Raw genomic sequence first — 18555 nt, 5'->3', positions numbered from 1 at the left:
CGCGGGGCGCCTGGATCCTGCCGGCAGGGTCCTAGCCGAGCGAGGCCAGGAACGTGCGCAGGGCCGCGTTGAACTCCGCCGGCTTCTCCAGGTTCGGCATATGGGCCGCGCCCTCCACCACGCACAGCGTCGACTGCGGCAGCGCGGCGTGCATGGCCTCCGCGTCCGCGACCGGGGTGTACTCGTCCTCGCGGCCGACCACGACCAGCGCCGGGCACTCCACCTGCGTCAACAGCGCGCGGTAGTCCGGACGTTCGGCCCGTCCGCGCAGCGCGGCCGCCGCACCCTCGGGGTCGGTCCCGGTCATCATCCGCAGCACGTGGTCGGCGACCGCCGGGTCCGCGTGCGGCGCGACCATCTTGTACAGGACTTCCTCGGCGTACGGCTTCAGGCCCTCCCGTACGAGCCGGTCGGCCGTCGCGCGCCGCCCCGCCCTGCCCTCCTCGGTCTCGGCGGCCGGGAAGGTGTCCGCGAGGACCAGGCCCCGGATGCGCGGCCCGTACTGCCGGTAGCCGTCCATCACGATCTGCCCGCCCATGGAGAGCCCGCCGAGCACGAACTCCTCGATGCCCAGGTGGTCCACGAGCGCGAGCACGTCGGCGGCGAAGACGTCCAGGGGAGTCCTGCCGGGGACGACGGAGGACTCCCCGTAGCCGCGCAGGTCGGCGGCGATCACGCGGAAGTCCCGCGAGAACTCCGCCCGTTGGGGCTCCCACATGGAGCGGTCGAAGGGGTGGCCGTGGACGAGCACGAGCGCGGGCCCGGTGCCTTCGTCCTCGTAGCCGATCCGGATGCCGTTGAGCTCTGCGTACGCCATGTCCCGGAGGCTAGGGCAGCCGCCGGGCACGCCCAACGGGATATCTCGCCCTGCGGACGCGAGCCGCCCGGGCCGGCGACTTCCCGTCAGCCGGGCCGCCTCATACCCAGCCGGGCCGCGTCCAGCCGCGCCCCGTCATATCCAGCCGCGCCGCGTCGCGATCACGCCGGCCTGGAAGCGGTTGGCCGCGCCCAGCTTGTCGTTGAGCGCGCTGATCCGGCGGCGCATGGTGCGCACCGACCAGCCGAGCTGCCGTGCGATCGCCTCGTCCTTGAGGCCGGCCACGAGCAGGGTCAGCATCCGCCGGTCGTCCTCGCCCAGCGGATCCTCGGCCGGGGCGTCCAGCGGGGTGGCGAGCCGCCAGCACAGCTCCCAGTAGTCGACCAGGCCGTCGAGCAGCGCCGACGGGCGGAGCACCACGGCCCGTACCTCCCCCTCGAAGTCCAGCGACAGCGGAAGCAGCGCGAGGCGGCGGTCGGCGATCGCCATCTTCACGCGCAGGCCGGGCAGCACCCGGGCCTCCTCGCCCCGGCCCACCAACTCCCGGATGTCCCCGAGCACTCCGGGCCACTCCAGGGCCTCGGGCGCGTAGACGGCCCGGTAGCGCACGCCGCGCGTGAGGGCCGTGGCCTCCACGGGGTTCGAGGTCGTCAGTGCGTACGGGGGCCGGTCGAGCGTGATGACCTCCTCGCGCGCCTCCTGCTGGAGCCGTACGAACCAGCGTCCCAACGCCTCGCTGCCGACGACGACTTCGACCTCCTCGGTGCCGCCGGCCTGGGCCGCGTCGAACAGCCGGGACAGCTCGCCCGCGGCCTCGCGCACCGAGTCCAGCTCGGCGGTACGGGACCGGACAAGTGCCTCGATCGCGGCACCCGGCTCGATCGCCGCATACCGCCGCCTACTGCCCGAAAGCCGCCCCACCAGGCCGAGTTCGCGCAGCCGGTCGAGCGCGCGGGCCGCGCGGTCGGCGGAGCAGTCGAGGGGCTCGGCGAGTTCGGCGGGCGCGGCGGTGTGACGGGCCAGGACCGCGCGGTAGACGCGCTCGTCGAAGGGGTCGACACCGGCCGCCGTGAGCTGGAGACGGGAGGTGTCGGGTGGTTCGTGGGACATGCGGGGATGGTGGCCCGTGTGTGCCAGGGTCCGCAATGGGCCAGGCCGAATCGTTGTCTGGACCACGTGTCGCGGCGTAGGACGGTGGGGAGCGCGCCGCGCGGGGCCTGTGGGGGGTTCCGCGCGGCGCGACCCACACCGGATGCCGTGGGGAAGGGGCTCAGTCCTCGGTCGTGTAGAAGCGGTAGAACGCCGCGCACGCCACGGCCGCCGCGAACAGCCCGGACATCCCGACGCTGCGCAGCACGCTGGCGTCGGTCTGGCTGTAGAGCCAGCCGAAGGCGACGCCCGCGAAGGCGCCCCAGGCGAAGGCGCGCGCCTCGCGCGGCAGGCGCGGGGCCAGCTTCAGGACGCCCAGGTAGAGCGCGCCGAACACGACGGTGGAGATGATGCCGAGCCACACGTTGCCGGCCGTGATCGGTCCGCCCGAGCGCTCGATCGCCGCGGCCCAGTAGCCGTAGACGAGGGCGAGGACCGGGGCGAGCTTGACGGCGGCCGAGCCGCCGAGGCCGCCGGCGCTGATCCCGGTGGGCCGGGGTGCCGCATGTGCCATGAGGTCGTCCTCTCTGGGATCCCCTCTTCCAGGGCACCACCGCGGACCCGGCCCCGGCAACTCGTACGGGGACGTCACCGGCTGCGGGGCGACTCTCCCCGTACCGCCACCGCGTCGATCTCGAAGAGCATCCCGGGCAGGGCGAGCGAGGCCACGCCCACCAGCGTCTGGGCCGGCAGGTCCGTGCCCCAGGTGGCGTGCAGGTGCTTCAGGAGGGTGTGCAGCTTCGCCTCGTCGTGGCCGACGATGTACGTGCCGATCCGGACCACGTCCGCGAAGCCGAGCCCGGCCGCCGCGAGCGCCGTGCCGAGGTTCGCCAGGGACTGCGCGACCTGGGCGTCGAAGTCCTCCGCGACGACCGCGCCGGACGGGTCGGAGCCGTACTGCCCGGCGATGTACACCGGCTGCCCGGGCGCGGTGGCCACGTGCGTGTAGCCGTAGCCCGAAGGGTCGTGCAGGGCGGGCGGGTTGACGAGGGTGCGGGTCATGGTCGTGGTTCCTCTCAGTGGTGTGTGGGGGATGGACGGTCAGGACGGGGACGAGGGGGTACGGGCGGCGCGGACGGCCACCGCGCAGGCGGCCAGGGCTAGGGCGGCCGCGGCCATCGGGACCGCGCCCTCGCCGAACGCGTCCACCAGCCGGCCGCCGAGCAGCGCGCCGAGGGCGATGGACAGACAGAAGACGCAGACGTTCAGGGCGGTGACGGCCTCCGCGGAGCCGGGCGCGGCCGCCAGGAACCAGCTCTGGAGCGCCACGGACACCCCGCCGTACACCAGCCCCCAGCCGAGCAGCAGCACCGCGCCGGTCACGCGCCCGGCGGGCAGGACGGCCAGCGCGGCGAGCACCGCGGTGAGACCGGCCGCGATGACCGGCAGCAGGCGCCCGCCGCCCCGGGAGCCGGCGAGGAAGTTGCCGGCGAGGCCGAGCACCCCGTAGCCGAGCAGCAGCCAGCCCACCGCGCCGCCCGGGACGCCGAACCGCTCGGTGAGCAGGGGGCGTACGAAGGTGTACGCGAGGAAGTGGGCCGTCACCAGCAGGGCGGTCAGGGCCAGGCCGGCGCGGACCCGGGGGTTGCCGCGGACGAGCGCGGTCAGGTCGCCGGGTGTGATGCCGCGGTGTGCGGGCAGCGGCGGCAGCAGCAGGAGCAGCGCGCCGAGCACCACCAGGGCGAGCACGGCGACACCGGCGAACGGGAGCCGCCAGCCGCCGAGTTCACCGGCGAGGGTGCCCGCGGGCACGCCGAGGACGGAGGCCGCCGAGACCCCGCCGAAGATCACGGCCGTCGCCCGTCCCGTCTGTGCGGCGGGCACGAGGCGCGGCGCGAGACCGCCCGCGAAGGCCCAGAACCCGCCGATGCTCACGCCGAGCAGCACCCGCGCCCCGAGCACGTACGCGAAGTGCCCGGACAGGGCCGAGACGGCGTGCGCGGCGGCGACCAGACCGATCAGGCCCGCGAGCACCAGCCGCCGGTCGAGGCGCCCCGAGGCCACGGCGAGCAGCGGCGCGGCGACCGCGGCCACCAGGCCCGGCACGGTGACGAGCAGGCCCGCCGTGCCGTCCGAGACGCCGAGGTCCGCACTGATGGGCGTGAGCAGGCCGACCGGCAGGAGCTCGGCGGTCAGCACGGTGAAGATGCCGAGCGTCACGGCGGCGACGGCCGCGTGTCCTCGCCGTACGACCTGGACATCCAACATCCAGAATCTCCCCCTGAGAAGGCCCTCCGTGCAGGGAGGGCTGGTGATCAGCTGTTCTCGAACCACCGGCGGATCGCACCGGGCGCGTTCGGCGCCCGCCGCTCCGCGCGCTCGCGCACCTGGGCGAGCGTGGTGCCGGCCAGCTCCTTGCGCCAGGCCAGCTCGGCGGCGGCCATCGACTCGGCGATGGCGCACGGCAGCCGGTAGGCCGCCTCGGGCTGTGCGCCCGGGCCCTGCTTGCGGATCTCCGCGCAGCGGAAGGCCTCGTCGGGGCCCTCGATCGCCGTCACGACATCCATCAGCGTGATCCGCTCCAGCGGTTTCGCCAGCCGGAAGCCGCCCTTCGGACCCGGCGTCGAGGTGACGAGGCCGGCCCGGGCGAGGGCCTGGAGCTGCTTGTTGAGGTACGCGGTGGGCAGCGCGTGGTACGCCGCGAGGCGGGCCGCGGTGACCGCCCGGTCCGCGCCGATCCAGGCGAGGTTGAGGCAGCTGTGCAGGGCCCACTCCACGCCCTCGTTCATCTTCATAATCTGGATGTTAGATGTCCAGGATTGACGGCGCAACCGAAACGGCCCGGGCCACCCGCCCGCACCACCGGGCTCGCGCTCCGCACCCCGCTCACCGAGCGTGGGAAGGGTGCACAGGACACGGAGTCTCCTCGCGGCGGTGCTGCTGGTGCTCGCCTGTGTCCTGACACCGCTCGGCGAGCTCTCGACCTGGGCGAAGTACCAGATCGGTGACACCGACAACTACGTGGCCGCGATGGCTCCCCTCGCCTCGGACCCCGATGTCCAGGAGGCGGTCGCCGCGGCCGTCGCGGGCGAGATCTCCCAGCACGTCGACGCGGGACCGCTCCAGGGGACGCTGACCGCGTTCGTACAGGAGGCGGTGGTGTCGTTCACCGGCACCGAGGCGTACCGCACCGCCTGGAACGCGGCGATCCGGGCCGCGCACGAAGCCGTGCAGGAGGCGCTGCGGACCGGGGACGACGGCAGCGTCGTGATCGACCTCGCGCCGATCACGCAGGAGGTCAAGGACCAGCTGGTGGCGGACGGGGTGCCCTTCGCGCGGCGCATCCCGGTCCAGCACACCGAGGTCGAGGTCATGAAGTCGAAGGACCTGGTGAATCTGCGGAAGGGGCTGCACATGCTTCAGGTCGCGGGGATCTGGCTGCCCGTCGCCGCCGTCGTGTGCGCGGTGGCGGGCATCGTCCTTGCGGTACGCCGGCGAAGGGCCGTGATCGCCACGGCGCTCGGGGTCGCCCTGGCCTCGGCGCTGCTCGGCGCGGGCCTGTGGATCTCGCGCCGGCTCACGCTCTCGGATCTGCCGCCGGACGTCTCGCGCGGCGCGGCGGGCGCGGTCTTCGACGCCCTGACGTCGAGCCTGCGGACGGCGGTCTGGGTGATCGCGGCGGTGGCGCTCGCGGTGGCCCTGGTGGTGTACCTGAGCCGACGGCTGCCCGGGCTGCGGGTGCCGGGGGTGCGGCGGCGGGCTTGAGGGGGGCGCGCCCGCGGGGCGATCCCCCGCGGGGCGGTCCCCCGCGGGGCGATCCCCCTCACGCGGACTCAGGCTGTACGCGTCACCTCAGGTGCCGTACGAAGAACCGCGCCGCCGCCTCCGCCGCGTACGGCGGGACGCCCGTGTGGCCGCCCATGTTGGCGTGCAGGGTCTTCTCCTTCGACCCGAAGGCGTCGAAGAGGTCGAGGGAGGCCCGGCGGTCGTTGCCCTCGTCGTCCCACTGGAGCAGCACGTGCAGCGGCACGGAGACCCGGCGGGCCTCCTCGGCGATGGCGCGCGGGACGAAACTTCCCGCGAACAGGACGGCCGCCGCGAGCCGCGGTTCGACCGCCGCGAGCCGGACGCCGATCGAGATCACCCCGCCCGAGTAGCCCACGGGACCGCCGATCCCGGGCAGGGCGAGCAGGGCGTCCAGAGCGGCCCGCAGCTCTGGGACCGCGCGGTCGACGAGCGGCAGCACGAGCGCGTCGACCGTCTCGTCGGCGACCGGTTCCCCGGCCTCGACGGCCCGGCGCAGCTCGGCCCGCGCCCGGTCGGCGCCGGGCAGCGGGGGACGGCCGCCGCTGCCGGGGAGTTCGAGTGCGGCCGCGGCGAAGCCGTCCGCGGCGGCCTGCCGGGCCCGCTCCACGAGCCGCGGATACATCCGGTCGAGGCCGAGCGGCGGGTGGCCGAGCAGGATCAGCGGGGCGGGTGCGGTGGGTTCGGGTGCGGTGGGCGATCCGGTTCCGGCCGGCGTCCAGAGGATGCCGGGGACGGGGGGCTCTTCGTCGCCGAGGGCGAGGGTGAAGGGGCGTTCGAGGACGTCGCCGTCGAGCCGCTGGTGTTCCGTGGAGAAAGTGAGGCGCATGGTCGTGCCTTTCGGGAGTGCGCGGGAATACGGCGCTCCCGGGCGCGACCTATCGCCCGACCGTGACCTCTGAGGAGAGCACCCACGTGAAAACGTTCACGGGTACCACCTCCTCGGTCTCTCGCACGGCCTCCGCGAAGGTAGCAGCGGCGACAGCCAGGGGCCAACGGGATCTCGGAAGGCAGCCTGGTCGCGGGCGGCTAACGCCACTGGTTCCGGCAGGCATCGCACCAGTCGTCCTTCCAGCACGGGTTGTTGTGGTCGTGCCGGTGGTTGTCGTTGTGGTGATTGCCCGAATTGTTCGCGTGCGGGCGCCAGTTGCCGCAGTCGGGGACGCCGCGGCTCGTGGACATGTACGCACCGCTCGCCCACGCCTGCTCGCCGCTGAGCCAGAACCACGAAGAGTTGCCGTTGATGTTCTGGCCGTAGACCCCGCACTGGATGCGGTCGCTCGCGCCGCGGGACAGCTTTCCGACGACCGCGGACCAGGTGTTGGGCTCCGCCCGCAGGTTCAGGGTGCCCGAGACGACCGTGCCCCAGATCGGGCCGTCCTCCCAAGCGGGAGCGGCGGCGGGGGAGACACTCGCGGGGACCTGTACCTGAGCCGGTTCCTGGACCTGGGCCTGGGACGGGCCGGCGGCCGAGACGGTCAGGGCGGCGGCCGTGAGAACCGAGGCCGCCAGGGTGCGCAGGGCCGGGGAAGTGCGCATGATCGCCCTCCTTCATCCCCTCCGGGACCCCCTCCTCAAGGAAATCCCCCATTCGGCTCAGCTGCCACCCGAGCCGTCCGTCACAGGCGTCGGAGCCGCAGGTCAGCGGCCCGCCAGGTCCGCCCGAGCCCGCCAGATCCGATCTGGCGGGCTGCCTGGCGCCGTCGCGCGCCTCCTGGGTGAGAGGCGATACGAGGAAGGAGGGAGCCGTGATGCGGGACCGGAACGGGAACGGTGCGCAGGCCCCCGACCGCCCCCTCGACGTGGCCGTGATCATCGGCTCCACCCGCGAGGGCCGGATCGGCGCGGACGTGGCGCGCTGGTTCACCGAGCGGGCGGCCAAGCGCGAGGACCTCGTCCTCGACGTGATCGACCTCGCCGACTACCCGGACTTCCCGGGCAGTTACCCCGCGACGCCCACCGGCGCGATGACCCGCTTCACCGCGCGCATCGCCCGCGCGGACGGCTTCGTGGTCGTCACGCCCGAGTACAACCGCAGCTTCCCCGCCTCGCTCAAGCAGGCCATCGACTTCGCGTACGACGAATGGCACGCCAAGCCCGTCGGCTATGTCGCCTACGGCTTCGACAGCCGGGGACTGTACGCGGTCGAGCACTTGCGCTGCGTGTTCACCGAGCTGCATGCGATGAGTTTGCGCGACTGGGTCGGTCTGCATCTCGTCGGGGAGAGCCCGGGGCCGCACGCGGAGCGGGACGAGCGGGCCGTCACCGCCCTGCTCGACCAGCTCGTGTGGTGGGGGCTCGCCCTCCGCGACGCCCGGGCCAGGCGCCCGTACACCTCCTGACCACGAACTTCGCAGCACGCAGAACAGCACACGCAGAGCACAGCGGACGCAGAGCACGCCGTACCGAACTCCCCCGGAAGGAACGGAAGATGAGCAAGAAGACAGCAGCGACGTCGTCGGGAGGACTGGCGATCGAGACCGCGGGTCTCGTGAAGACCTTCGGCGAGAACCGCGCCGTCGACGGCGTCGACCTGGCCGTTCCGGCCGGCACGGTCTACGGCGTCCTCGGTCCGAACGGCGCCGGCAAGACCACCACCGTGAAGATGCTGGCCACCCTCCTGAAGCCGGACGGCGGCGAGGCCCATGTGTTCGGCCACGACGTCGTACGGGAGGCGGACGCGGTCCGCAGCCGGGTCAGCCTGACCGGGCAGTACGCCTCGGTGGACGAGGACCTGACCGGCACGGAGAACCTGGTGCTGCTCGCCCGGCTGCTCGGCCACTCCAAGTCGGCCTCGTACGCCCGCAGCGCCCAGCTCCTGGAGGCCTTCGGTCTGACGGAGGCCGCCGGGCGGCAGGTGAAGAACTACTCGGGCGGTATGCGCCGCCGTATCGACATCGCCGCGTCCATCCTCAACACCCCCGACCTGCTCTTCCTCGACGAGCCGACCACCGGTCTCGACCCGCGCAGCCGCAACCAGGTCTGGGACATCGTGCGGGCCGTGGTCGCGCAGGGCACGACCGTGCTGCTCACCACCCAATACCTGGACGAGGCCGACCAGTTGGCCTCCCGGATCGCCGTGATCGACAAGGGCCGGGTGATCGCCGAGGGCACCAAGGGTGAGCTGAAGGCGTCGGTGGGCGCGGGCTCCGTGCACGTACGGCTGCGCGATGCGCACCAGCGGCCCGAGGCCGAGCAGCTGCTCAAGCTGACGCTGGACGCGGCCGTGACCCTGGAGCCCGACCCGGTGGCGCTGACCGCGCGCGTGGGCGGTGCGGGCAACGGTGAGGCGGCGGCCGAGCAGGCCTCGCGCGCCCTGGCGGAGCTGGCCCGGGCCGGCATCACCGTCGACAACTTCTCGCTCGGCCAGCCGAGCCTGGACGAGGTCTTCCTCGCCCTCACCGACAAGAAGCCGGAGTCCGGCACGCAGTCCGAGCTCGCCGAGGAGGCAGCAGCATGAGCACCGCGACCACGACCACCACCGCCGAATCCGCCGAACTCGCCCCGGTCTCCACCGAGTCGCTCGCCGAGTTGCTGATCGCCAAGGAGCGGCCGCCACGGCCCAGTGCGTGGTCCGCCTCCCTGGCCTTCGGGTGGCGGGCCATCCTGAAGATCAAGCACGTGCCCGAGCAGCTCTTCGACGTGACCGCGTTCCCGATCATGATGGTCGTGATGTACACGTACCTCTTCGGCGGTGCGATCGCGGGCTCGCCGAGCGCGTACATCCAGCAACTGCTGCCCGGCATCATGGTGATGAGCGTCGTGATGATCACGATGTACACCGGGATCGCGGTCAACACGGACATCGAGAAGGGCGTCTTCGACCGCTTCCGCACGCTGCCGATCTGGCGTCCCGCGCCGATGGTCGGCTACCTGCTCGGTGACGCCCTGCGCTACACGATCGCCTCGCTGGTAATGCTGGCGGTCGGCCTGATCATGGGGTACCGGCCGGACGGGAACGTCATCGGTGTGGTGCTCGGCATCGGCCTGCTCATCCTCTTCTCCTTCGCGTTCTCCTGGATCTGGACCATGTTCGGTCTGCTTCTGCGCAGCGAGAAGTCGGTGATGGGCGTCAGCATGATGGTGCTGTTCCCGCTGACCTTCCTCAGCAACATCTTCGTCTCGCCGACGACGATGCCGGGCTGGCTCCAGGCCTTCGTGAACAACAGCCCGATCACCCATCTCGCCACCGCGGTCCGCGGGTTGATGGCCGGTGACTGGCCGGCGGCGGACATCGCCTGGTCGCTCGGGTGGGCCGGTCTGCTGCTGCTGGTCTTCGGTCCGATCACGATGCGGCTGTACGCGAAGAAGTAGCGCGCCCCGCACGCGCGAGGGTCCCGGAGCCGGGGGGCTCCGGGACCCTCGTGCGTGGGTGGGGGTCTACAGCCGCCACGCAGGCGTATCGCCATGCGGCCGATACGCACAAGTGGCCCCCGTACTCACCGACTCCCGCAGATGCGCGGCCAGCGCAGGATGCCGCGAGTCGAGCCGCCGCAGCGTGTCCCGGATCCGCGCCGTCACCGCCTTGCGCGCACGCTCCGCCTCGTCCCCCAGGCGCCGCGTGCGGCCCCCGAGCCCGGCCGCCCGGCGCAACTCGTCGAGCAGCGCGGCCCGTTCGCGCTCCAGCGCCTCCCGCCGGGCCTGCGGCGCGCGGTCGATCTCCTCGTCGAGGCGCTCCAGATGCTCCCGGTAGCGCCGCTTGGCCTCGTCGTCGAGCACCGGGTCGCCGCCGAGCGAGCCGGCCGCCACCACCTCCGCCCCGCCCTCGGGCGCGAGCAGATGCGTGGCCGGGACGTCCGTGCCGGGGCGGCTCAGGAGCAGCCGCAGATCGCGCAGACCCTTCGCGTCCGGCATCGCGGCGGTCCGGCCCTCGTACGTGAGCTGCCAGACCGCTCCGTCGAAGCGGAACTCGTAGGCGGACGGCGCCCGTTGAGAGCCGGTGTGCGCCACTTCCCGTACGCGCGCGACGACCTGGCGCATGCCGAGCTCGTCCGCATCGCGGGCCACCTGCGCCGCCAGCGCCGCCGCGCCCGGGCGGCCGCGCGCCGCCTCGACCTGCGCGAGCCGGGAGCGCGCCTCCAGGGCCCAGGGCCTGGCCTGCATCAGGTCGGCCGAGCGGGCGGCCGCCGCGAACCCTTCGGCGGCCTCGTCGGGCCGGCCGAGCGCCTGGTCGCACAGCGCGATCCAGTGCGTGCCCGGACCGCTGATGTCCCAGCCGAACATCGACACCGACCACTGCTCCGCGTACGGCAGGAGTGCCGCGCGGGCCCGCTCGCACAGCTCACGGTCCCCGGAGGCCGCCGCGGCCTGTGCCTGGAAGCGCAGCCGCAGCGGCAGGAAGCCCCGGTCCGCCTCGGAACCGCGGTCGAGCAGCTCGCGCGCGTACGCGACGGCGGCGTCGAGCTCGGAGCCGCCCCGGTCGCCTTCCGCCGCCCGCAGTTCGGCCCGCTCCACCGCGGTGATCCCCGAGAGGATCCGTGGGCAGGGGTGCTTCGCCTCGATGTGGGGCAGCAGCTCGCCCGCCGTGTCGTGCTGGCCCTGGAGCATGCGCAGGATCCAGCGGTGGTGGTCGAGCAGCGGGAGCATGTACTCGCCGCCGGGCAGGTCCCGCTCGGCCAGGCCGGTCGCCTCGGTGATGTGGCCCTCGGACTCGGCGAAGCGCCCGGCGAGCGCAGTGATGATGGCCTGGTCCACGGCCGCGCCGATGTCGAGCTGCGGCAGGGCGGCCTGCTCGGCCATCGAGACATACGTGTGGAACGCGTCGAGATAGCGCGGGTCGCCCAGCTCCAGGAGCCCCACCCACATCAGCGAGCGCGCGAAGTGCTCGCCCTGGACATCGCCCGCGCGGCGGGTCAGGCCGGTCAACTCCTCGACCAGCGCGACCCGTTCGGCCGCGGAGTCCGGGCCCCAGATCGCGTGGTGGCGGGCCCACAGGCTGAACCCGAGCGCCTCCTCGTCCCCGTGCCGCCGCGCGAGCACGGCCGTGCGGATGCTGAGCTCCTGGGCGAGCTGTTCCCCGGTGAGCTCCAGGGAGCGGCGGCCGCCCAGCGCCTCGTGCGCCTCGCGCAGCAGGTCCTCGGTGCTGCCCTGGCGCAGCGGCGGCAGCGGGTGGAAGTGCCCGTGCAGCGAAAGCGCCACGCGCGCGAGCAGCTCCGGGCAGTCGAGCGCGCGGGCCTCGTCCACGGCCGTCTCGAACGCGCGCCGCGCCTCGTGCGGCGCGCCCTGGTGGCGCAGCGCGTCGGCGAGCGCGAGCCGCGCGATCAGCTGCGCGCCCCGGTCGGACAGGTCGCCGGCGCGCTCCACCGCGCGGCGCAGGAAGCCGAGCTGCTCCTCGCCCGACAGGCGGGTCTCGGCGTCCTGCGCGGCCTCCTGGAGCAGCTTCACGGTGGTGGCGGCGGGCACCGCGTCGCCCGCGGCATACGCGTGCCGCGCCAGCTCGCCGATGAGCAGCCGGCCGGCCACGGCGGGCACCTGCTCGCGGGCCCGGACGACCGCCGAGTGCCGCTGCTTCAACTCGCCCTCGTCCAGGGCCTCGTAGAGCGTCTCGCGCACCAGGTCGTGCACGAAGCCGAAACGTCCGCCGCCGTGCGCGACCACGAGCCGGGCCGTCACCGCCTGGTCGAGCAGCCGGTCCACGTGCGCGGCGGGCGCGCCCGCGACCGCGGCGAGCACCTGCCGGTGGAACTCGCGGCCGAGCACCGCCCCGACGGACAGCAGCTGGGACACCGCGTCCGGAAGGAGCCCGAGCCGGCGCCGCACCATCTCGCGCACGCCCGGCGCGATGGAGTCCACCGAACCGCCGCTCGCCCACAGGCGCGCGGTCTGCTCGACGAAGAAGGGATTGCCGCCGGTGCGCCGGTGCACCTCGGCGACCAGCTCGGCGGAGGGCTCGCGCCCGGCCGTGCGCGCCATCAGCGCGCCCGTGTCGGCCCGGTCGAACCCGGTCAGCGTGACGGTGGTGCCCTTGGCGACCAGCGGCAGCATCAGCTCGCGCAGCGGATGCCCGTCGGCCTCCACCTCCGCGTCCCGGTACGTGCCCACGAGCAGCAGCCGCTCGAACCAGGCGTGCCCCGCGGCGAATTCGAGCAGCTTGAGGGAGGCCGGGTCGGCCCAGTGCAGATCGTCGAGCACGAGCATCACCGGCCGCCGCTGCGAGACGGCGACGAGGGCGCTGGTCACGGCGTCGTACAGCGCGAACGCGTCCGGGTCCTCCGGGCCCGCGGCCGCGCCCGCCCGCGCCCGCACCTCGCCGAGCAGCACCCCGAGCCCGCCGCCCGCGGCCTCCTCGGCGAGCGCGACTTCCTCGGGCGTGGCCCAGCGCTTCAGGGCGCGCACGATCTGCACCCACGGCCAGTACCCGGGGGCGCCCGCGGACTCCCAGCAGGATCCGGTCAGCACCAGCACCCCGAGCTCGCGCGCCTCCTGCGCGGCCTCGGTGACCAGCGTGGTCTTGCCGATGCCGGGCTCGCCCGTGACGAGCACCAGGCCGCCGTGGCTCTCGGCGGCCCGGCCGATCTCCGTGCGCAGCACGCGCGCGGGGTGCTCGCGCCCGATCAGTGCGGAGGTCATGCCCCGACGATAGGCGGACCCACTGACAACCGGCCTGTCGTTTCCGGGAGCGCCGTCCCGTACCGCGTACACAGGGACCATGTGCCACTACTGCGGTTGCCGGGACATCCCGCTGATCAAGGAGTTCATCGCCGAGCACGAGCGCGTCACGGACGCGGCGGGCGACGCGGTCCGCGCCCTGGAGCGTGGGGACGTGGCGCGGGCGCGCGAGCTGGTCGCCGTGATGGCCCGCGAGCTGGCCGCGCACTGGGCGGGCGAGGAGAACGGCCTGTTCGCGGTGATGCGGGACGACCCCGAGTACGCGGACTACATCGCCGGCCTCGAACGGGAGCACCGCGAGCTCGCCGCCCTGCTGCCCTCGCTCGACCTGACCGACCCGGCGGACGTGCGCACGCTGCTCGACGCGGTGGACGAACTGCACCGGCACATCGCCAAGGAGGAGGACGGCCTCTTCCCGGCCTCGCTCACCGCCCTGTCGGGGGACGACTGGGACCGGTCGATGGCTGCGTGGCGGGAGGCGCATCCGGGGGAGACGGGTCCGTGAGGCCCGCGTAGCGCGCGGCCAGGGCGCGGGCCCGGTCCCGCAGGGCCGTGCGCAGTCGGTCCGGCTCCAGGACCTCCGCGTCGGTGGCGAGCTGCCACAGCGCCCACTCCGCGTGCCGCGCGTCCTGGAAGCCGGCGTGCAGGGTCAACCAGCCGTCCGCGTCGGCGAGTTCGTCGTGGACGGCGAGCGCGGTGGCGTACAGCTCCTCGCGCCGCGCCGCCCGGACCCGCACCCGGACGGTGACCTGGTCGCCGCCGGTACGGAAGCGGGTGCTGCGCTCCTGCCACAGCCGCTCCAGATCCACCCGTTCCGGGCGCTCGGCGGGCTCGGGCAGCTGCTCGGCGGCCAGGATGCGGGCGAGACGGTACGTGCGGTCCGCGCCGGACCGGGTGGCGAGCAGGTAGCCGCGGTCGCGCACGGTGACGAGCCCGACCGGGTCGACGGTCCGCCAGCGCGCGGGCCCGTCCCCGGCCGCGTACCGGATGCGGAGCCGGTGCCCGGTCAGCACCGCGCCCCTGACCGCGGTCAGGACGCCTTCCGGCACCTCGTCCACGGCGGGCCGGCGCGCGAGCAGGTCGGTGTCGGGGTCGATGAGCAGCCGCTCGGCCGCACCGGCCGCCCGGTCCCGGTAGCCCTCCGGCAGCGCGTCCACCACCTTCAGGAGCGCCGAGGCGAGGGCCGAGCCCAGTCCGAACGCCTGGGTGCCGCGCCGCGACCCGGCGACGAGCAGGGCGAGCGCCTCGTCCGGGGTGAGCCCCGTCAGCTCCGTACGGAACCCGGGGAGCAGCGCGAACCCGCCGTGCCGCCCGCGCTCGGCATAGACCGGCACACCGGCCGCGGACAGCGCCTCGATGTCGCGCAGGACGGTGCGCGTGGAGACCTCGAGCTCGCGGGCGAGGGCCGCAGCGGACATCCGGCCGTGCTGCCGCAGGAGCAGGACGAGGGAGACCAGCCGGTCGGCGCGCATACGGCAGACCTTAATCGCCCCTCGAATACGTGACAGAAGGTGTCGTGATGTCCAGGGAGGCTGCTCGCGGAACGTTCGGAACAGAGGAGTTGAACAGACATGGCACTGGAGCGCACCGCGATCGACCCGTGGCAGTGGTCCGTCGAACTGGGCTATCGCCAGGGGGAGTTGGTCTCCGGGCAGACCCGGACCCTCTTCCTCTCGGGACAGGCCGCGATGAGCGGCGAGGGCAAACCGCAGCACGCCGGGGACATGGCGGCCCAGCTGGCGCTGAGCCTCGACAACCTGGAGGCCGTGCTGGCCGGGGCGGGCATGACCCTCGCCCACCTGGTCCGGCTGAACGTGCACACCACGGACGTCGACCTGCTCTTCGCCCACTACGGCGTCCTGGCGGCGCGGCTGGGCGCCGCCGGGGCCGCACCGGCCACCACGATGCTCGGCGTGAGCCGGCTCGCGCTGCCGGACCTGATGGTGGAGCTGGAGGGGACGGCGGTGGCGTGATCAGCGCAGGGCCGCTCTGCTCCGCAGGAGTCTGAGCAGCCGCAGCAGCAGCCCCGGCCGGACGGGCGCGGGCACCGTGACGGGCGTCGGCTGAGTCACGGGCGCGGGGTCGGGGGCGCCGGGATAGGGCGCCCGGATCTCGGGGGACGGGCGGCGGGGCCGCTGCGGCGGGACGGTGTGGGACTGGGCGCGGAGGTAGGCCGCGAGGGCGCGGTGGGGGTCCACGGGCATGGCGGGGCCGCCTTTGCTTCGAAGCGTCGGGAAGGAGATGCGGGGAGGCGGTGGCGGGTGGGCAGACCGGATGCACCGGATGTATTCCACGTACGGGACGTACCGGCTCCAAGGCGACGAAAGCCTATGGATCAACGGTAAGTTGACCGTCACCCTTCGCGCATTCCTTCGTGCGAGTGAGGTCGACCCGACGGGTGGGGCCGGTGGGACGGGAGCGGCCGAAGGGCCTGCTGGTGACCTGCCTATGCTCGGCGCAGCGCACGAAATGGGGGGCTGGGGTGGGCGTGTACCGGCAGACCGTGGTGGATCTGGACGCCACGGAGGAGCAGGCCGAGGAGTGGGGCGGGCGCGGGTGGCGCTGGCTCCTCGATGAGGGATTCATCCGGGCCGAGCCTTGGCGCGGGGACGTGGTGCACCTGGGCGGTCCGAACTGGCGCGAGGCCGTCGACCTGGCCGCCTGGGACTGGCGCGCCCGCGCCGAGGGCTTCGACCCGGAGCCGTGCGGTGCGGTCGAGCTGATCACGGGCCGGACGGTGTTCCTGGCCGGTCCGTACGACCCGCCGTCGGCGATCTGCCCGCACTGCGGGAACGCCACGGCCGACTGGCCCATGGCGGCGGTCGACGCGTGGCACTCCACCGGTGCGGCGGCCTTCTCCTGCCGGACCTGTGCCCGCGAGGTCCCGCTCCCCGACTGGACCTGGACCGACGACTACTTCGCCTTCGCCCACGTGGGCTTCCAGTTCGAGGACTGGCCCCGCCTGAGCCCCGCCTTCACGACCGCCTTCGCCGAGGCGCTGGGGCACAGGGTGCGGTTCCTGCACGGGACGTGGTGAGCGGGGGCGGGCAGTTCAGCCCCGGAGCCGCCCGCACGCGGCCGCCTCGACGAAGCGGGCGAAGGCGTCGGGGGTGAGGGTGAGGACGGGTCCGTCGGGGTTCTTGCTGTCGCGGATGGCGATACGGGGGGTGAGGGGGGCGATCTCGATGCAGTCGCCGCCGGTGTCTCCGCTGTACGAGGACTTACGCCACTGCGCGCTCGTCAGGTCCTGATGACGGTCCATAACGCTCCTCCATTACGCGGGCGATGCGTGCCGCCGACTGCTCCACGGAGAGTGCCGCGGCCCGCAAGTGATCGTAACGGAGTGAACCCTCCCTGAAGGCTTGGGAGTTCGCGGTCATGTGCCCCTGCACGAAGTCCTCGGTGTAGACGAGATCCGGGTCGCTCTCGAAGCGCAGCAGGTTGAACGAACCCATCAGCCCGGTGTGCGCCCCCGCCTCGAACGGCAGCACCTGCACCTTCACCCAGTCCCGCTCCTGCGTATCCAACAAGTGGGCCAGTTGGTTTCGCATGACCTCCGGGCCGCCGATCTCCTGGTACAGCACCGCCTCGCTCAGGATGACCCACACCAACGGTGGCTCTTCCCGCTCCAGGATCCGCTGGCGTTCAAGGCGCGCGGCCACCTTGGCGTCGAGGTTGCCGTCCTCCCGCACCCCGAGCACCGCCCGCGCATACGCCTCCGTCTGGAGCAGTCCGTGCACCAACTGCGCCTGGTACGTGGAGATGTACGCGGCCCGTGCCTCCAGCGCCGCGTACGCCTGGAACCACGTCGGCAGCTGGCTGCGCAGGACCAGACCCACGAGCCGCGTGAAGTGCCCGTCCGATCCGAGGGCCGCGTCCAGCCGCTCCGACAGCTCGCGCGTGGGCACCTTGTGGGCCGTCTCGATCTGCCCGATCAGCGATCCGGAGCAGAAGACGACCGCACCCAGCTGGCCCTGCTTGAGCCCGGCCTCCTCGCGCAGGCGCCGCAGCTCCGAGCCGTAGTAGTCCAGCGGCGAAGCGCCCGGATCGAGATCGCGGACATTGACCATGGCCGGCCACCCCCAAGCCCACAGAACGCGCCGTTGCGTTCAGCCCGTAGCTCAGCGTAACCACGTCACCCCACGCTGAAACCGTGAATCCCGCAACTCCCCTGCGTACAGCGCCACTTGGCACCGGCTACCGGATGACCCTCACCGTGGGTGCCCACTCCGCCCGCCCGCTGCGGCACATCCTGCGCCTGCATCTACGGGCCTGGGAGCAGGACGGGCTCGCCGACGCCGCCGAACTCGCCCTCACCGAGCTGGTGTCCAACGTCGTGCGGCACGTGCCGGGCGCGCACTGCACGATCCGGATCCTGTGTCGCGAGCACGGGGTGCGGGTGGAGGTGGAGGACGGCCTCGCAGCGCTGCCCGCCGCACCCGGCGGGGAGGGCGATGGGACGGCCGAACTCGCGGAGGACAGCCGCGGCTTGCTGCTCATCGACGCCGTCACCGACCGCTGGGGCGCCGACCCCCTCCCCGGCGGCCGGGGCAAGACGGTCTGGTTCGAGTGCGGGCTGCCCCAGTCCTGAACCGACCGCTACCGCAGCCCCGAGATCCGGAACAGCACATGTGCCGTCTCGCTGTCGATCCGCCGCGACAGCTGCCGCAGCGCGGTCGCCCCGCAGCGCAGCAGGCCGCGTTCGACGGAGGTCCGCGCGTCCGCGTCGACGCGGGCCCACAGCTCCGGGTTGCGGGTCAGGACGTGCGGGTCCAGTTCGATGCGGACGCCGTACGTGTCGCGCAGCAGCAGGCGCTGGGAGACCCCGTCCAGCCAGCGCACGGACACGAGCAGATCGGTGTGCACCCGCTTGGTGCCGCACAGGCCGCGCTGTTCCAGCCAGCCCTCCCCGGCCCGTACGCGCGGGGGCACGAGGACCGCGAGCAGCAGCGCCCCGAGCGCCGTCCACAGCAGGGCGCGGGGCGGGCTGATCAGGCCGGCGGCCGTGTCGATCAGGCAGAGCAGCGCGACCAGGAGGCCCGCGCACAGCAGGGCGTCGCGCAGCTCGTGGTGCCAATGGCGGTCCTCGGCGGGTGCGTTCATGCTCCGACGCTAGGACGCGGTGGCGCGTGCGCGCCGTATGAGGAGCGTCAACACCTCCCCGTACGGCGACAAGAGTCCGCAAGGAGCACGGGGAGGAGGCCGGGGTCGGACCGAACCTGAGCGGGCCCGAACAC

At 73.4% G+C, this 18555-nt stretch carries 22 protein-coding genes; 8 read left to right on the top strand and 14 right to left on the bottom strand.

Translation table 11 applies throughout. The features are described 5' to 3' along the window. Positions 1 to 31: 31 nt before the first annotated feature. The 6 genes from BLT97_RS21090 to BLT97_RS21065 all read right to left on the bottom strand — a co-directional run bounded on the left by BLT97_RS21090 (position 32) and on the right by BLT97_RS21065 (position 4695). A complete protein-coding gene (locus BLT97_RS21090) occupies positions 32 to 817 on the bottom strand; it encodes an alpha/beta fold hydrolase (protein ID WP_093612571.1) in 786 nt (261 codons plus the stop codon). A 135-nt stretch (positions 818 to 952) separates the two neighbouring features. Next, positions 953 to 1927 (bottom strand): helix-turn-helix domain-containing protein, encoded by a 975-nt coding sequence (locus tag BLT97_RS21085; protein WP_093612569.1) that lies wholly within the window; start codon positions 1925 to 1927, stop codon positions 953 to 955. Positions 1928 to 2087: 160 nt separating this feature from the next. Continuing rightward, positions 2088 to 2480: a hypothetical protein gene (locus tag BLT97_RS21080; RefSeq protein ID WP_093612567.1), complete on the bottom strand. Its 393-nt coding sequence runs from the start codon at positions 2478 to 2480 to the stop codon at positions 2088 to 2090. Positions 2481 to 2554: 74 nt separating this feature from the next. Beyond that, the gene (locus BLT97_RS21075; protein ID WP_093612565.1) at positions 2555 to 2968 is read right to left on the bottom strand and encodes a RidA family protein; all 414 of its coding nucleotides are present in this window, start codon (positions 2966 to 2968) and stop codon (positions 2555 to 2557) included. A gap of 39 nt (positions 2969 to 3007) precedes the next feature. Further along, positions 3008 to 4174: an MFS transporter gene (locus tag BLT97_RS21070; RefSeq protein WP_093612563.1), complete on the bottom strand. Its 1167-nt coding sequence runs from the start codon at positions 4172 to 4174 to the stop codon at positions 3008 to 3010. Between the two features lie 47 nt (positions 4175 to 4221). After that, positions 4222 to 4695 carry an RrF2 family transcriptional regulator gene (locus BLT97_RS21065; RefSeq protein WP_093612763.1) on the bottom strand — a complete coding sequence of 158 codons (474 nt, stop codon included), beginning with the start codon at positions 4693 to 4695 and terminating at the stop codon, positions 4222 to 4224. A 115-nt stretch (positions 4696 to 4810) separates the two neighbouring features. On the opposite strand from BLT97_RS21065, the gene BLT97_RS21060 reads away from it, so the two are divergent. Next, positions 4811 to 5671 carry a hypothetical protein gene (locus BLT97_RS21060; RefSeq protein WP_245769444.1) on the top strand — a complete coding sequence of 287 codons (861 nt, stop codon included), beginning with the start codon at positions 4811 to 4813 and terminating at the stop codon, positions 5669 to 5671. A gap of 82 nt (positions 5672 to 5753) precedes the next feature. On the opposite strand, the gene BLT97_RS21055 is transcribed toward BLT97_RS21060, so the two are convergent. Both BLT97_RS21055 and BLT97_RS21045 read right to left on the bottom strand, forming a co-directional pair. Beyond that, complete coding sequence (locus BLT97_RS21055; RefSeq protein ID WP_093612561.1) at positions 5754 to 6539, bottom strand: dienelactone hydrolase family protein; 786 nt, start codon at positions 6537 to 6539, stop codon at positions 5754 to 5756. Between the two features lie 200 nt (positions 6540 to 6739). Further along, positions 6740 to 7249 (bottom strand): SH3 domain-containing protein, encoded by a 510-nt coding sequence (locus BLT97_RS21045; protein ID WP_093612559.1) that lies wholly within the window; start codon positions 7247 to 7249, stop codon positions 6740 to 6742. Positions 7250 to 7461: 212 nt separating this feature from the next. Between BLT97_RS21045 and BLT97_RS21040 the strand changes: the two genes are divergently transcribed. From BLT97_RS21040 to BLT97_RS21030, 3 genes are all read left to right on the top strand, one after another. Then, a complete protein-coding gene (locus BLT97_RS21040) occupies positions 7462 to 8052 on the top strand; it encodes an NADPH-dependent FMN reductase (RefSeq protein WP_093612557.1) in 591 nt (196 codons plus the stop codon). A gap of 89 nt (positions 8053 to 8141) precedes the next feature. Next, positions 8142 to 9170, top strand: coding sequence for an ATP-binding cassette domain-containing protein (locus BLT97_RS21035; protein ID WP_093612555.1), 1029 nt, complete (start codon positions 8142 to 8144; stop codon positions 9168 to 9170). After that, positions 9167 to 10024, top strand: coding sequence for an ABC transporter permease (locus tag BLT97_RS21030; RefSeq protein WP_093612553.1), 858 nt, complete (start codon positions 9167 to 9169; stop codon positions 10022 to 10024). Before BLT97_RS21035 ends, BLT97_RS21030 begins: the two co-directional genes overlap by 4 nt. 66 nt (positions 10025 to 10090) lie before the next feature. Here the strand turns inward: BLT97_RS21030 and BLT97_RS21025 are convergent, their stop codons facing one another. After that, positions 10091 to 13279: an ATP-binding protein gene (locus tag BLT97_RS21025; RefSeq protein WP_093612551.1), complete on the bottom strand. Its 3189-nt coding sequence runs from the start codon at positions 13277 to 13279 to the stop codon at positions 10091 to 10093. Positions 13280 to 13358: 79 nt separating this feature from the next. Here BLT97_RS21025 and BLT97_RS21020 point away from each other — a divergent pair, with 79 nt between their 5' ends. Further along, positions 13359 to 13823 carry a hemerythrin domain-containing protein gene (locus BLT97_RS21020; protein WP_093612549.1) on the top strand — a complete coding sequence of 155 codons (465 nt, stop codon included), beginning with the start codon at positions 13359 to 13361 and terminating at the stop codon, positions 13821 to 13823. Here the strand turns inward: BLT97_RS21020 and BLT97_RS21015 are convergent. Beyond that, positions 13744 to 14790: a helix-turn-helix transcriptional regulator gene (locus BLT97_RS21015; RefSeq protein WP_093612547.1), complete on the bottom strand. Its 1047-nt coding sequence runs from the start codon at positions 14788 to 14790 to the stop codon at positions 13744 to 13746. The two genes, BLT97_RS21020 and BLT97_RS21015, sit on opposite strands and share 80 nt — an antisense overlap. A 99-nt stretch (positions 14791 to 14889) precedes the next feature. Between BLT97_RS21015 and BLT97_RS21010 the strand changes: the two genes are divergently transcribed. Beyond that, on the top strand, positions 14890 to 15291 hold the full coding sequence (locus tag BLT97_RS21010) for a RidA family protein (RefSeq protein WP_093612545.1): 402 nt from the start codon (positions 14890 to 14892) through the stop codon (positions 15289 to 15291). Here the strand turns inward: BLT97_RS21010 and BLT97_RS21005 are convergent, their stop codons facing one another. Further along, positions 15292 to 15522 carry a hypothetical protein gene (locus tag BLT97_RS21005; RefSeq protein ID WP_093612543.1) on the bottom strand — a complete coding sequence of 77 codons (231 nt, stop codon included), beginning with the start codon at positions 15520 to 15522 and terminating at the stop codon, positions 15292 to 15294. A 284-nt stretch (positions 15523 to 15806) separates the two neighbouring features. Between BLT97_RS21005 and BLT97_RS21000 the strand changes: the two genes are divergently transcribed. Then, positions 15807 to 16355 carry a hypothetical protein gene (locus tag BLT97_RS21000; RefSeq protein WP_143041362.1) on the top strand — a complete coding sequence of 183 codons (549 nt, stop codon included), beginning with the start codon at positions 15807 to 15809 and terminating at the stop codon, positions 16353 to 16355. Positions 16356 to 16370: 15 nt separating this feature from the next. Here BLT97_RS21000 and BLT97_RS20995 read toward each other — a convergent pair whose 3' ends face one another. Both BLT97_RS20995 and BLT97_RS20990 read right to left on the bottom strand, forming a co-directional pair. Continuing rightward, on the bottom strand, positions 16371 to 16580 hold the full coding sequence (locus BLT97_RS20995; RefSeq protein ID WP_093612761.1) for a DUF397 domain-containing protein: 210 nt from the start codon (positions 16578 to 16580) through the stop codon (positions 16371 to 16373). Further along, positions 16540 to 17388: a helix-turn-helix domain-containing protein gene (locus BLT97_RS20990; protein WP_093612539.1), complete on the bottom strand. Its 849-nt coding sequence runs from the start codon at positions 17386 to 17388 to the stop codon at positions 16540 to 16542. Before BLT97_RS20990 ends, BLT97_RS20995 begins: the two co-directional genes overlap by 41 nt. A gap of 134 nt (positions 17389 to 17522) precedes the next feature. Here BLT97_RS20990 and BLT97_RS20985 point away from each other — a divergent pair, with 134 nt between their 5' ends. Next, positions 17523 to 17909: an ATP-binding protein gene (locus BLT97_RS20985; RefSeq protein ID WP_093612537.1), complete on the top strand. Its 387-nt coding sequence runs from the start codon at positions 17523 to 17525 to the stop codon at positions 17907 to 17909. Between the two features lie 8 nt (positions 17910 to 17917). Here the strand turns inward: BLT97_RS20985 and BLT97_RS20980 are convergent, their stop codons facing one another. Then, positions 17918 to 18421, bottom strand: a complete 504-nt coding sequence (locus BLT97_RS20980) for a hypothetical protein (protein ID WP_093612535.1) — start codon at positions 18419 to 18421, stop codon at positions 17918 to 17920. Positions 18422 to 18555 lie beyond the last annotated feature (134 nt).

The sequence above is a fragment of the Streptomyces indicus genome (genome assembly GCF_900100315.1).
Taxonomy (GTDB): Bacteria; Actinomycetota; Actinomycetes; order Streptomycetales; family Streptomycetaceae; genus Streptomyces; species Streptomyces indicus.
Note: the sequence above shows the minus strand (reverse complement) of the source record. Positions and strands in the feature narration are given on the sequence as shown.